The sequence below is a fragment of the Mucilaginibacter sp. P5_A6 genome, from assembly GCF_056400585.1.
The window spans coordinates 66902-81361 of record NZ_JBFUKZ010000015.1; the positions used below are offsets into that span (position 1 = coordinate 66902).

The 14460-nt window shown below is 40.7% G+C and carries 8 protein-coding genes; 2 read left to right on the forward strand and 6 right to left on the reverse strand.

The window, feature by feature from the left end:
* Nucleotides 1-49: 49 nt before the first annotated feature.
* The 4 genes from AC1DO4_RS16500 to AC1DO4_RS16515 form a co-directional block, all read right to left on the reverse strand.
* On the reverse strand, nucleotides 50-2515 hold the full coding sequence (locus tag AC1DO4_RS16500; protein ID WP_477417723.1) for an ABC transporter permease: 2466 nt from the start codon (nucleotides 2513-2515) through the stop codon (nucleotides 50-52).
* A gap of 135 nt (nucleotides 2516-2650) precedes the next feature.
* On the reverse strand, nucleotides 2651-5059 hold the full coding sequence (locus tag AC1DO4_RS16505; RefSeq protein WP_477417725.1) for an ABC transporter permease: 2409 nt from the start codon (nucleotides 5057-5059) through the stop codon (nucleotides 2651-2653).
* Between the two features lie 190 nt (nucleotides 5060-5249).
* On the reverse strand, nucleotides 5250-7676 hold the full coding sequence (locus AC1DO4_RS16510; protein ID WP_477417727.1) for an ABC transporter permease: 2427 nt from the start codon (nucleotides 7674-7676) through the stop codon (nucleotides 5250-5252).
* A gap of 191 nt (nucleotides 7677-7867) precedes the next feature.
* Complete coding sequence (locus tag AC1DO4_RS16515) at nucleotides 7868-8743, reverse strand: AraC family transcriptional regulator (RefSeq protein WP_477417730.1); 876 nt, start codon at nucleotides 8741-8743, stop codon at nucleotides 7868-7870.
* 126 nt (nucleotides 8744-8869) lie between these two features.
* On the opposite strand from AC1DO4_RS16515, the gene AC1DO4_RS16520 reads away from it, so the two are divergent.
* Together AC1DO4_RS16520 and AC1DO4_RS16525 are read left to right on the forward strand one after the other, a co-directional pair.
* Entirely contained in the window at nucleotides 8870-9712 is an 843-nt protein-coding gene (locus tag AC1DO4_RS16520; protein ID WP_477417732.1) for a phytanoyl-CoA dioxygenase family protein, read from the forward strand.
* A 65-nt stretch (nucleotides 9713-9777) separates the two neighbouring features.
* Nucleotides 9778-10596 carry a sugar phosphate isomerase/epimerase family protein gene (locus AC1DO4_RS16525; protein WP_477417734.1) on the forward strand — a complete coding sequence of 273 codons (819 nt, stop codon included), beginning with the start codon at nucleotides 9778-9780 and terminating at the stop codon, nucleotides 10594-10596.
* Nucleotides 10597-10770: 174 nt separating this feature from the next.
* Here AC1DO4_RS16525 and AC1DO4_RS16530 read toward each other — a convergent pair whose 3' ends face one another.
* Both AC1DO4_RS16530 and AC1DO4_RS16535 read right to left on the reverse strand, forming a co-directional pair.
* Nucleotides 10771-11790: a DUF4097 family beta strand repeat-containing protein gene (locus AC1DO4_RS16530; protein ID WP_477417736.1), complete on the reverse strand. Its 1020-nt coding sequence runs from the start codon at nucleotides 11788-11790 to the stop codon at nucleotides 10771-10773.
* A 175-nt stretch (nucleotides 11791-11965) separates the two neighbouring features.
* The gene (locus AC1DO4_RS16535) at nucleotides 11966-14362 is read right to left on the reverse strand and encodes an ABC transporter permease (protein WP_477417738.1); all 2397 of its coding nucleotides are present in this window, start codon (nucleotides 14360-14362) and stop codon (nucleotides 11966-11968) included.
* Nucleotides 14363-14460: the final 98 nt, after the last annotated feature.

A 14460-nucleotide genomic window follows, 5' to 3' on the forward strand; every position in this document is an offset into this window, starting at 1 on the left:
TTTTTAGATAATTATAGCTTTTTGCTTTGAGCCTTAGGCTTTCTGCTGATTACTCGCTCCTCAAACTCTTAACAGGGTTAGCCGCCGCCGCTTTTACCGTTTGAAAACTTAATGTAAACAGGGCAGTTAACAGCATACCGGCACCGCTTACTGCAAATATCCACCAACTTATTGTAGTGCGGTCGGCAAAGTTTTCCATCCATTTATTCATGGCGTACCAGGCCGCCGGAGTTACTATTACAAAAGCCAGTACAATTAATAATACCAGCTCGGTTGAAAGCAACCTTACTATTTGAGTCACAGATGCGCCAAGTACCTTGCGCACCCCTATTTCTTTAGTACGCAGACTGGTGGTATACATGGCCAAACCTAATAAGCCTAAACAACTGATAAAGATTGATAAGCCGGTTGCCCAGGTAAGCAATGTGGAAGTATGCTGTTCCTGGTCGTAAAATTTGGCGATGTCGGCGTCAAAAAAGTGATACTCAAAATCCTCTTCAGGGTATAATTGTTTCCAGGCAGTTTCCATGCTGCTGATGGCTTTCTTCCAGTCATTTCCACCTTCTGTTTGTGGTTTTAAGGCTATGTGAAAAGTACGGGTTCCAAACCTGTTCCCCGGTACCAAAATTGTTAGGGGCTTAATAGGAGAATGTAGCGATTTCTGGTAAAAATCTGCAGCTACTCCAACAATTTCAATTTTATGATTGTCGTGGTCCAGAATTTTACCGATGGCATCGGCCGGATTTTTAAAGCCTAATACCTTTGCATAGGTATTGTTAATAATAAGGGCTTTTGCCGAATCAGCGTGCCTGATGTTTCGGCCGGCCAGCAACCTGATATGATAAACCTTTATATAGTTTTCGTCGGCATATTTTTGCTGAACATCCGTTTTTATTTCCTTCCTGCCGTCCTTATAAGTAATCTCGGTGCTGTGGGTATCATCTGACGATGGCGCGGCTCCGCCAATGCTTATCATACCTATCTGCGGAATGCCTGCCAGTTTGTTTTTAAACACTTGTTTCAGGCCGTCGTGCGTATTCTTAAACGGAATGGTAATATTCACGATAGCATCTTTTTTAAAGCCGAGATCCTTATGCAAAGCATAATAAATTTGTTTGCTTACCAATATAGTAGCCATGATAAAAAACTGGGCTATTATAAACTGCATTACCGTTAACGATTTGCGCAACACAGCATTACGGGTTTTACTTGACCCCGACTGAGCCTGGTTTTTTAGCACCAGCACGGGCTTATAAGCAGATAGCACCAATGCCGGATAAAATCCGGAAAGTAAGGTTACTACAAAAGTGAGCGCAACCAGGAACAAAATTAAGCTGCTTTGGCGTGTATAATCAATCGTGACCTCTTTTGGGACAAAATCTGCGAATAATTTAAGTATCACCGGTGCAAGGCACATGGCTATAATTACTGCGAAAACAGTTACCAGGAAAGTTTCGCTTAAAAATTGTCCGATAAGCTGATTGCGGGTACTGCCCATGGTTTTGCGGATACCTATTTCCTTTGCCCGTTGCGAGGCCTGAGCTGTAGTAAGATTTACAAAGTTGATACAACCCAGCACAAGTAAAAACGCAGCGATAACCAGCAAGCCATATAATGTGGTTTTATTGGCTATACGCCCGTTATCGAAATTACCGTAGTCTTTGTTAAAATGCAGGTCATTTAATGCCTGCAGATGAAACATCTGTTTATTTCCAGCATCCTCCTTTTTGGGCGGATTATGTTTTTTGAGCAAAACATTTAGCTGCTTCTCTACATTGGCAGCATTCGCGTTACCGGCAAGCTTAATAAATAACGATGACGCGGAAGTTGTGCTGCTCCATTCGGTTAATTGCAAATTCCCCTTCAGGTCGGCATTGCTCAGCCCGGTACTGTATGATATAAAATTGCGAAAGTAAAAATCTGTGTTTTGTACAGGTTTTTGTACAATGCCCGTAATCGTAGTTTTAATAGTATCAAAAATTACAGTTTTACYAAGCACCTGGCTATAAGGCATATTCGGGAAATAAATTTTTGCCTGGTCTGAAGTAATGACCAATTTATACGGCTCGGTTAATGCGGTTGAAGGGGAACCGGCTAACCAGTTGTATTTAAACAACTTGAAATAACGGCCATCTGCAAGCACGGCATCATTCTGGTTTTTAAATTTAACCGGAACATCGGCCCCTGCTTTCGGTACAAACACATCTGTTTGGTATAATGTAAAAAATGGCACCACATCTTTTACACCGGTAACCTCGGACCTGACAGCACCCGGAAGCGGGCCTGCTACTCCACTATTATAAGCCACTTCGCCCGAGAATGAATATTCAGAAACTACCCTGTATATCCTATCCCCATCCTGGTGAAACTTATCAAAAGTAAAATCAAAATTTACAATAACGTAAATTACCAATGCGGCACTAATGCCAATGGATAAACCAACAATGTTAATCATTGTAAACAGCTTATGCCGCCCGAAATTGCGGAAAGCGATCTTTAAGTAATTTTTTATCATTTTATTAGTTCATTAGTTCAATGGTTCATTAGTTCATTGGTGGCATTGTTTATTAGTTTTAGCATTTGTTTTTGGTCATCAGCATCAATCAAACAGGACCAATGAACCAGTGAACAAATGAACTAATGAACAAACCTATTCGCTCCTTAAACTCTTAACCGGGTTCGCTGTTGCTGCTTTGATGGATTGAAAGCTGATGGTTACAAAAGCAATCACCAAAGCAATGATGCCAGCCATTACAAACACCCACCATTGTATACTGACGCGGAAAGCAAAATCAAGCAGCCATTTACTCATGGTATACCAGGCTACAGGCAGAGCAATTACAGAGGCGATTAGTACCAGCTTCAAAAAGTCTTTTGATAGTTCGGTTACTATTTGCGGGATGCTGGCGCCTAATACCTTGCGCACCCCAATCTCTTTAACCCTTTGTGTAATGGTAAATGCCGACAAGCCAAATAACCCCAAACATGCAATAAATATGGCAATGAACGAGAATATGGTAAACAGGCTCCCCTGCTGTTGCTCACTATCATAAAGTTTCTGGAATTTCTCATCCAAAAAGGTGTATTCAAATGGAGTTTCGGGCTGGTATTTTTTCCAGGTTTGTTCTAACATATTAATTGCCGACTGCACGTTCCCGCCATCTATTTTAATGGATAGCTTGCCGTAATTATTATTAGCGAATGATGGCATGCGCATTAACAACGGGATGATGTTTTGGTGCAGCGATTCGAAATGAAAATCATTAACCACGCCTATAACTTTTCCGTTTACGCCACCATAGCTTATTTCCCTGCCTATGGCGCTTTCAGGCGTTTTCCAGCCTAATACTTTTGCAGCAGAAACATTTATTATATAGTTATTACTATCGGTAGCAAAATCTTTTGAAAAATTACGGCCGGCTGCCAACTTCATGCCATAAGTTGGGATAAACCCATAATCGGCATTAATGTTCTTAACGTCGGCTTTAACAGCCTGTATTGTGCTGCCCTGTATAACGGAAATACCCTGATCATCCAGTAAACGCCCCGACGGGATCCTTGATGAACGACCGACACTCTTTATAGTACCATCCTTCATCACTTCGTTTTTAAATACCTCAAACTGGCTTTGGCTAAATGCATTACCCATGGTTACCAAATGATCTTTATTTAAGCCCAGGGATTTTTGCTGCATGTACCTCAATTGCTGAAATACAATGGTTGTGGCCACTATCAAAATAATGGAAATAGAAAACTGCAAAACCACCAATACCTTACGGAATGAGATATTGCCAGAGCCTACTTTTAACATCCCCTTTAAAACTTTAATCGGTTTAAACGACGACATAAAAATGGCCGGATAAATACCACTAATGATGCCTATCACAAATGGCATAGCTACAACAGTCACAATTATTTGAAGCTGAAATAACTGGTTAAACGAAAGCGTAAGCCCCGAGAATTTATTAATCAGCGGCATAATGAGCCAGGTGATAACCAGTGCCAGTATTAACGAGAAAGCAGTTATTAATACCGATTCACTTAAAAATTGAGTGATGATCTCTTTTTGCTGCGCCCCAATTACCTTACGGATACCAATCTCTTTAGCCCTTAAGGTTGAGCGTGCTGTTGACAGGTTCATGTAGTTGATACAGGCTATCAGTAATATGAACAAGGCAATTGCCGAAAATATATAAACCCGTTTGATATCACCGTTCTGCTCTAACTCATCATCCAGGTGCGAGTTCAGGTGGATGCTCAGAAATTTCTGGAACGATAATTTGCTGTTCTTTGATTCATTATTGCCAACATACTTATCTAAAAAAGCCGGGAACTGCGAGGCCACATGATCCACATTATAACCTTTGGGGAATAAAAGATAAGTAAAGAATGAATTATTGCCCCAATTAGTCTCCAGTCCTTTTTTGCCATAAATAGCGTCATTGTTCAAGGTATTGAAAGATAATAGCATTTGTGGATGCAGCTGGGCATTTGCGGGGAAAGGCTCATATATCCCGGTAACTTTAAAGTTAAATTGGTTATCCAACCGGAGTTCCTTGTTCATCGGATCTTCATTACCGAAATATTTGCGTGCCAGCTCCGGTGTCAGCATTACAGTAAACGGTTCTGTAAGAGCTGTTTTAGGGTCACCATGAATTGTTTTTACACTAAAGAAATCAAAAAAGCTCTCATCGGCAAAGTACGAACCACGCTCATTAAATAGCTTATCCTTATACCGCAATGAGGTTGAACCATTGGATAATATCCGGGTAACTTTTTTTATATCCGAAAACTCATTTTTTAACAACGGCCCAACCGGCGGCGCTACCGCTCCAAGATGAAGTGTTTCTACTCCATCCGGGGTATTAAAACTACGGGTAACACGATAAATATCATCAGCGTTGGTGTTAAACTTGTCGTAGCTCAGCTCGTTGATCACATAAACCACAATCAGCAGGCAGCAGGTTAACCCAATGGTTAATCCAAAAATATTGATGAACGAGATAAATTTGTGCCGGGTAATGTTTCGCATGGCACTGCGTAAATAATTCCTAATCATAATAATATCGTTAAATTCTAATTTTTAAACCCTAAATCCCAAACTCTAAATCCTAATTGCTAAATTGAGCGCCCTTTTAAATGAACCAATGAACCAATGAACCAATGAACCAATGAACCAATGAACCAATGAACCAATGAACCAATGAACCAATGAACCAATGAACCAATGAACCAATGAACCAATGAACCTACTCAGTCCTCAAACTTTTCACCGGATTGGCCATAGCTGCTTTTACCGATTGAAAGCTAATTGTGATCGCGGCTACCAATACGGCTATAAAACCCGCCAAAAAAAACACCCACCATGGTATACTTATGCGGTATGCAAAATCCTGCAGCCATTTATTCATGGCGTACCAGGTGATGGGAAATGAAATAAACGACGCGATAATAATAAGCTTTAAAAACTCTTTAGATAGCAGTGTTGTAATACTACCTGTTGATGCACCTAAAACTTTGCGGATGCCAATCTCCTTAACCCTCAACCTTATCATGAAAGCGGCCAAACCAAATAAGCCCAAACTGGCTATAATTAAGGCGATAACAGCAAATACTGTAAATATTTTGCCGGTTTGCTGTTCCGCTGCATAAAGTGAGGCAAATTTCTCATCAAGGAAAGAATAGCTGAATGGGAGGTCCGACTTAAAATTATTCCATTGAGCCCTCATGTCAGTAATTAAGGCTTTAATATCTTTAGTTTTTACCTTAACCATAATTGAGCTCGCACTATGACCGGGTAATAACATCAGCGGTGCAATTTTCTGCCTGGCCGAAACATAATGAAAATCCTTAACTACACCCACAACCGTATAGTGAGCCCTTGCCGAGCGGACAATAGTTTTACCTATCGGATCGCTTTTACCCCAGCCAAGGTCGCGCACCAAAGCCTCGTTCACTACAACAGCCATCGAATCGCCGGGATATGACGGATAAAAATTACGACCTTTTACCACTTGGATACCTAAAGTTGGTATATAGTTTTCATCAACATGAAAAATATCAGTATGGATCTCGGCATGGCCGCCCTTATCATTAAATTCTTTGGCATCTATCTGTGTACCATCGATACCTCCGCCGGTACCCGGAACACTACTTGATATGGTTGCATTGATCACCTGCGGATTACGCAGCAACTCCTGCTTAAACGCGTCGATGTTGTTACGTAACGACCAGGTTTCATTTATTACCAAAACCTGGTCTTTATCATAACCAAGTTTTTTGTTTTGCATGTAATGCAATTGCTGGTAAACCACAAAGGTGGCTATAATGAGTGCTGTAGATACCGCAAACTGGAAAACAATAAGTCCGCTGCGTAAATAATTTTTACTTGCCGTTTTTGTACTCCCCGTACCTCCTTTTAACACACTGATGATCTGGAAGCCTGATAAAACAAATGCAGGATAAATACCGGCTATTACACCAACTGTAAATGCCAGTAAAAGTTCAATAATTATCGCTTTATAATTCAGGAAAAAGCTGATCCCGATGTGTTTGCCCGATAAGTTATTAAACATGGGCAACAGCAGGTAAACCAGGGCTATTGCTAATACCATGGCACCCAAAGTAAGTAATACAGATTCGGTAAGGAACTGCGAGATCAGGCCGCTTCTTTCTGATCCTAAAACCTTACGGATGCCTACTTCCTTACTTCGCTTTGCCGAGCTTGCGGTTGACAGGTTGGTAAAGTTGATACAGGCCAGCATCAGTATAAATATGGCTAATGCGCCAAAAATGTATACATAGTGAATATCACCGTTGGCCTCTAACTCATACTTGGTGGCCGAGTGTAAATGAATATCGGTTAAAGGCTGCAAATAAAACAGGAATGTATTTACTGACTTGCCGGCTTCGGCCATGTTCATACCCATATCATGGGCTATTTCGGGCACTACAAATTTTCTTACAAGGTCGTCAGGAAAGGAAGCTTCCAGTTTCTTAGGATCAGCATTTTTATTTAGCCTTATGTAAGTAAAAAAACCAATATTGCTCCATGTTTGTTTTGTGTCCTTTACAATAGTATTCATGCTAAAGAAAGCATCGCCGTGAAAATGAGAGTCATCGGGCACCTTATCAATAAGCCCGGTAACTTTGTAAGGGTCCTTATCAACAAGTAACAATTTACCCAAAGCAGGCTGATTGCCAAAATATTTTTGCGCAAAGGCTTTGGTAATTACCATGCTATAGGGTTCTTTAAGGCATGTTTTAATATCGCCATCCGTCAACGGGATCGAAAACATTTGCAAAAAGTTAGCATCAACCATTTGCAGGTGTTCTTCTTTAAATTTTTTCCCGTTGTATTCTATAAACGATGGTTTCCGGCCGGTAAGCCTGGTTACTTCTTCTACCTGCGGGTACTGATCTTTTATCCCTTTGGCTACTGCCACATCCACATTTGGGTACACGCTTACACCTGCGTTTTCAATAGTTTTAATACCAACCCGATAAATCTGGCCGGCTTCATGTGCGTAGCTGTCATAACTTAATTCACTATAAACATAAGCAGTAATCAGCATGCAACAAGCCAATCCAACCGAAAGGCCGAACACGTTTATAAACGAAAATATTTTATTGCGCTTTAAACTACGCCAGGCGGTTTTGATATAATTTTTAAGCATCGTGATGTAATTACACCCTAAAGCTGTTTAAAACACATACCAATTATTTAATTTACTGATAATCAAATATTTAATTTGAAAATTTATTTATAACTGTACGCAGGCGTAACAGTGGGTGTACGCTTATGATACACTTGTATGCCAGATGATGCGCTGAATTAAATTGAGTATTTGGATTAGCAAATTTTTAATTATTGAACTGCTTGCCGCTGATATAACTTCCTAAAATTTAGTGGGTTATTTTGGTACACTGCCCTAAACTGTCGGTTAAAATTAGATAAGTTGTTGAAGCCACAATCAAGACAAATATCGGTCACGCTCACGGATGTTTCAATCAAAAGATTGGCAGCGTAATTTAATCTGACCTCATTCAGGAATGCTGTAAATGATTTTCTTGTACGCTGACTAAAATATCTTGAAAATGAATTTTCTGCCATATTAGCCAAACCGGCGACCTCCGCAATAGTAATTTCGCGTTTAAAATTATTGAGAACAAAATTTAAAATATTATTCATCCTTTTTGTTTCAGCAGGATTTTGTCCGGTAATCACATTATGGCAGATTTCCTGCAAATCATTACTACCCGATAGGATATTTAATATATCAACTAACAATAGCCACCTGGTTAATCCTTTGGCGGTTATTAAAACATTCAGCTTTGCCGTTATCAACATATTAGTTTTACCCGTAATGCTTAACCCTTTAACCGAGCGTTGAAGTAAACCTGAAATTTTTTGCGTTTCGGGCAATGCGAAAAAGCCGTCGCCAAAGGAATCCTCCTTGAAATGAACAACTATGGATTTAGCTCTTAATACCGAATGCTCTTCCAGGTAATCTGCGCCATTTTGGTAAGTATGTGGCAAATACGGACCGATCAGCACCATGTCCCCCGGCTTAAACTCGCTGATGTGGTCACCTATAAAACGTTTTCCGGTACTTTCGGTAACCAGTACAAGTTCATATTCGGGATGAAAATGCCAGGGCGTTGGAAAAAAATTGTAATCGAAATATTTGGTAACAAAGGATTCGCCTGAATTTCGGGGTAAATATTCCAATACTGGTTTCATGCCCAATATTAAGCTATTTTACTTAAATATTTTTTCTGCGATGTTAGAAAAGTATCGGTTTTTAACAGATGCGATGTGGCGGCCGCCCACAAAGATTTTGACCTTTGGTGTATTAAAACCAATTGTATGCCGAACATTAAATTAACACCAGAACAAAGTGGCCACTATCATAAAGATGGCTATGTGATAGTAAAAGGTTTTTTTAGTAAACCGGAAATAGACAAGCTGTACAAAGCTGCAACCAGCGACGATAACATGTTAAATAATGCACTTGATCTGAACGATCAATCGGGCAAAAAAACTAAACTGTCTTTATGGTTTACACCCGGAAATGATGTTTTCGGATATCTAACGAGAAGTCAAAAGATGGTGGATTCGGTTGCACAGTTGCTCGGCGGCCAATCCAGGGTATGCCATTTCCATTCAAAATTGATGCAGAAAGAGCCAAAAGTTGGCGGTGCATGGGAATGGCACCAGGATTACGGCTATTGGTATAAAAACCAATTTATGTTTCCCGATCAGCTGATTAGCGTAATGATTGCACTTACTACTGCCAACAAAGAAAACGGTTGTCTCCAGGTAATTAAAGGTTCGCACAAAATGGGCAGGATCAATCACGGTTATGCCGGTGAACAAGTTGGTGCCGACATGGTGATGGTAGAAAACTCACTGAAATCAATGGAATTAATTTACGCTGAACTGGAACCAGGCGATGCACTGTTTTTCCATAGTAACCTATTGCATCGTTCAGAAGCAAATTTGTCCGATTACCCAAGATGGTCAATTATATCCTGCTATAGCCTGCAATCTAACCTTGCTTATAATGAAAAGTCCACTTCATGGAAAACACCTGTAGAGGTCGTTGCCAACGAAGCTATTCTGGAATGGCAAACAGAAGAGCGGGTTAAAGCTGATTTTCTAAAAAAAGAAGAAGATCCGGCACTACAAGGTAATGAGTGGGGCAAATAATCATATATATCATAGAAGACCGTTTAATCCGATAAACCGTCATTTACCGTTGAATAAAATTTCAAATGAAAATAAAGTTTTTTTGCCCTCGCTGGGGCTCTGAACAATTGTCCTGGGATGAATTTTGTTTTAAAGTAAAGGAAGCTGGTTATCACGGTGTCGAAGCATCTGTACCTTTTGATGAACGGCAAAAGAATATTATCTTAAATGCACTTAAAGAATATGATCTGTTATTGATTGGTCAATATTACCAATCTTTTGAAGAAGATTTTGAGTTGCACAAAATCAATTTCCGCAGACATCTTGAAAATACAGTGCAAGTGCAGCCGGTTTTAATTGATTCGCAAACCGGAAAGGATTATTTCACAAACTACCAAAACAAAGAGCTTTTTGCCATAGCCAACGAGATTGCCGTTGCAAGCGACATTACCATTGCCCATGAAACGCACCGGAATAAAGCTTTATTTGCAGCCCATATCTCTCAACAATTACTTACAGATAATCCTGATGTTTTAATAACCGCAGATTTTTCGCACTGGTGTAATGTATCTGAAAGCTTGCTGGAACAGCAGCGGGAGGCGGTTAAAATAGCCATCAGCCGAACTGTTCATATTCACGCGCGCGTTGGCCATGCCCAATCTGCGCAGGTTTCTGATCCAAATGCCCCCGAATGGCAAACAGAACTGGAAGCACATTTGCTGTGGTGGGATGCTATAGTAAATTCGCGCCTGCAAAGCGGTGCCGGGCAATTAACCATTACACCCGAGTTTGGCCCTTCCCCTTACATGCCTGTACTGCCGTATACAAAAATGCCGGTATCAAACCAATGGGACATTAACGTTGGCATGATGCAATTACTTAAGAAGCGCTACCAGGGGACTTAAGTCCTAAGTCTGAAGTCCTAAGTCTAAAGTCTGAATTGTCATTTTAGACTTAAGGCTTATGGCTTGGGACTTAAGGCTTAGGACTCAAGACTAAGTACTTATGACTAAACACACAAAGGGCCTGTCGCGTTAAACAACAGGCCCCTTTTTGTACTTAATTACTTTATATAGATCTTAGTTAAGATTAAGATTGATACGGTTACCCCTGATTACTACAGAAGAGCCGCCGCCGTTTAGTTTGCCTTCAATTTTTTCCTTTTCTTTGGTTCCGCTAAAGTTGGAGGTGAAGTTAGCTTCTACCCTATCGGCACGCAGATCAAGATCTAAACCTTGTTTTGACGGAATCGATATGTCTACATGCCCGCTAACATCTACTTTAACATATTTACCAACGCTGTTAAATTGTGCATGAAAACTGCCGCCGCTGGTAGATGCATCGAGCGCGCATGCCAGGTTAGTAAGATTGATACTACCACCTGAAGTTCCTGTTTTAAATTCGCCTGCTATGTTATTTGCATTGATACTGCCACCGCTGGTATTTGCATCTATAGTACCTTTTAAGTCGGTAAGACGCAATGAACCGCCAGAAGTTTCGAGGTGAATTTTGCCATTGCAGTTGCTGGCTTCAATGCTGCCGCCGCTGGTTTCAAGGCTGATATCCGAGCCAGAATTGCTTACTTGAATACTGCCGCCAGATGTTTCGCCTTTAACAATGCCGGTTAATTTGTCTACATGCAAGCTACCGCCACTGGTTTCAAATTTTTCATTGCCTGATAAATTATCCATGTGGATACTGCCACCACTGGTATTCAGGCTTGTATTAACCTGTTTTGGTACAAATACTTTAAAGCCAATACTTAAAGAGTTTTTCCAGTTTGAAAAATTGTGCTTGTTTTTGGCGGTTGCATGAACTTCGCCACCGCTAACGGTAACACTAAGATCATAGTTTTGCAGGCGTTTTTCTATTTCTTCTTTTGATATTTTGCCAATAACATTGTTGCCCTGGATATAAACCTCTACACGAGGTGCCTCCCCGGCTGCTCCGCTAACGCTGATGCTGCCCCCCGATGTGCTAACAAATACGTCTTTTATAGCTCCTGATAAGGATTTGGTCATGTATGGCGTTTTGGAATCCTGCGCAAAAACAATGCAGCTTTGGCAGGCAACAAATAATAACAGTAAGTGCTTTTTCATAATGTTTTAGTTTGGTTTATTAATAAGACAGCAGCAAGAAGAAATACGTTGCACCCGGTAAAAAATAAATTCTAAATCCTAAGCTTTAAATACTAAAAAGAATTACTAAATATTACTATCAAATCTCAATATCAGACTTTTCACCAATGAACTAATGAACCAGTGAACCAATGAACTACTCACTTCTCAAACTATTTACCGGGTTTGCCAAAGCTGCTTTTATAGCATGGTAACTAATAGTGACAACCGCCGTTACCATAGCAATTGCTCCGGCAACGGTAAATACCCACCATGGTATGGCAATGCGGTAGGCAAAATTCTGCAGCCAGCTGTGCATGGCCCACCAGGCAACTGGCGAAGCGATAATAACCGATAGCAACACTAATTTCAGAAAATCCATAGATAACAGGGTGCTGATTGTCGACAGGCTGGCACCTAATATTTTACGGATGCCAATCTCTTTGGTACGCTGCTCAATAGTGAATGCAGCCAAACCAAACAGGCCCATCGTAGCAAGTATAATGGTTATATAAGTAAACAGGCTGAATATAGATGCCAGGCGGTCTTCGGCTTTGTATTGCTGATTAAAAGCATCATCCATAAAAGTATAATCGAAAGGCGTATCCTGATCGTACTTTTTATAAATGCCCTGCATTTTGCTAAGTAGCGTTGGCAAATTGGTATACGGTTTTATCCTGGCAAATAAACTGCAGCCGGTTCTTTTCCAAAAGGATGAGGTATCCGGCAGCGTAAACAAAGCAAAGGGTTTTAACTCATCTGCCATTGAGCTAAAGTTGAAATTTTTAAGCACTCCCATAACCCGGAGTTTGTTATTGCCATCACTAATGAAACTGCCTACCGGGTTTGCAGGCAAATGCAGTTTTCCTATAGCCAGTTCGTTAATTACAACTTTGTTACGACCGGTAATTTCGGTATTTTGTGCAGGAGGATATTTCCATTTTAAACCAAGAACGGGGATAAAGTTATTATCGGCAACTAAGTTGGCTATAGCTATACTTTTCTCTTCTTTAGTTTTGCCGGCAGCAAAAAACATATCATAGCCTTTGTACATGGCATAATGTGAAGTAGCAACCTTATCGATACCTGCCAAATCACTGATGTCTTTTTTAAAGGCCTGGTAATTTTTTACGAGGTTGGTACCTACCGGCAGCATCACAATATTATCGCGGTTGATACCTGTTTCCGCATGCCTGAAATAGTAGAGTTGCCTGTCGATAATAATTCCACAAATAATCAACCCTACCGATATGGCAAATTGCAATGTGGTAAATACTTTGCGTACCGTGATACCGCCGGCCTGCCTGCTCATTTTGCCCTTGAGTGTAACCACAGGCTTAAATGCCGACAATACCAGCGAAGGATAGCTCCCGGCTATTAACACAGTTAATACCAACAAGGCAAACAACAGCCCCAAAACCTGCGGACTGTATAAAAACGAATTATCGATCTTTAACTGCAACACATTTAAAAACCAGGGCTTGCACAGATAACACAGACAATAACCCAATACGAAAGAAATGCCCGCGAACAAGGCAGACTCCACATAAAACTGCATGGCAATGCTAATACGGCTTGCACCAGATACCTTGCGTACCCCAACTTCCTTGGCCCTTAATGTCGCCCTCGCGGTAGAAAGGCTCATGTAATTAACCAATGCCAGCAGCAATATGAGCACGGCCACCAATGGAAAAATCTTTAAATACCTGGTGTTAGATGAATCGCCAAAGTTCATGTGCAAGTGGGTATCCGTTATTGGCGATAAGGTATAAATCATCTCATCAAAGCTTTTATCCTTTTTGGCCATCGCCTGCAGGTTACGCCTCAACGTGGCAGTATCCGAGGCATGATTTAAAAGCAGGGTCAACCCGAATGAGCCAAAGCTTATACCTTGCGAACCTGTATACATTGATGCTTCTTTCATTGAAAGCAAACTTGTGTTAGACGCCACAAAGTTGAAGTCAATAGACGAATTTGACGGGGCGTTTTCGGCTACGCCGGTAATGTGATAGGTATATGCGCTATCTGTTTTTATGGTAAGTGTTTGCCCTACCGGATTTACGTTGCCGAAGTATTTTTTGGCGATATCCCTGGAGATTACAACAGAGAATGGTGCTTTAAGTGCATCCGATGCCTCTCCCGACAATAATTTAAAAGAATAAAAATCAAAGAAACCCGCATCTGCAAACATCAGTTTACTTTCTGCAAACTTATTTTCGGGTGATTTCGGATTGCTCACCACCAATGACCTGAAATAAGTCATCGTACGCATGTAATCCTCCACCACAGGATTATTTTGCTTTATAATAGGCCCGGCAGCGTAACTCATGTAGGCCATATTCATGACATTTCCCCCCACCTTTATTGATGCCCGGAGGTTATAAATCCGCTTCCCGTTTTTGTGAAAACTATCGTAACTCATTTCATGGGTTACATACAGCATAATCATGATACAAACCGCAAGCCCCACGGCCAAACCCGTGATATTGATAAAGGTAAAACCCTTATTCCTGCTCAAACTCCTGAAAGCTATTTTGATGTGATTACTTAACATATGTTAGTTCATTGGTTCATTAGTTCATTGGTACTTATCGCTGGTAAACGGTTTGTTACTGTAAACAGCCTCATCATTACTTATCGAGAGCAATAGTT

Bases quoted from the DNA above. Each gene is read 5' to 3' on its own strand.
- AC1DO4_RS16505 (WP_477417725.1), bottom strand. From the start codon at position 5,059: ATGATTAGGAATTATTTACGCAGTGCCATGCGAAACATTACCCGGCAC.
- AC1DO4_RS16510 (WP_477417727.1), bottom strand. From the start codon at position 7,676: ATGCTTAAAAATTATATCAAAACCGCCTGGCGTAGTTTAAAGCGCAAT.
- AC1DO4_RS16515 (WP_477417730.1), bottom strand. From the start codon at position 8,743: ATGAAACCAGTATTGGAATATTTACCCCGAAATTCAGGCGAATCCTTT.
- AC1DO4_RS16520 (WP_477417732.1), top strand. From the start codon at position 8,870: ATGCCGAACATTAAATTAACACCAGAACAAAGTGGCCACTATCATAAA.
- AC1DO4_RS16525 (WP_477417734.1), top strand. From the start codon at position 9,778: ATGAAAATAAAGTTTTTTTGCCCTCGCTGGGGCTCTGAACAATTGTCC.
- AC1DO4_RS16530 (WP_477417736.1), bottom strand. From the start codon at position 11,790: ATGAAAAAGCACTTACTGTTATTATTTGTTGCCTGCCAAAGCTGCATT.
- AC1DO4_RS16535 (WP_477417738.1), bottom strand. From the start codon at position 14,362: ATGTTAAGTAATCACATCAAAATAGCTTTCAGGAGTTTGAGCAGGAAT.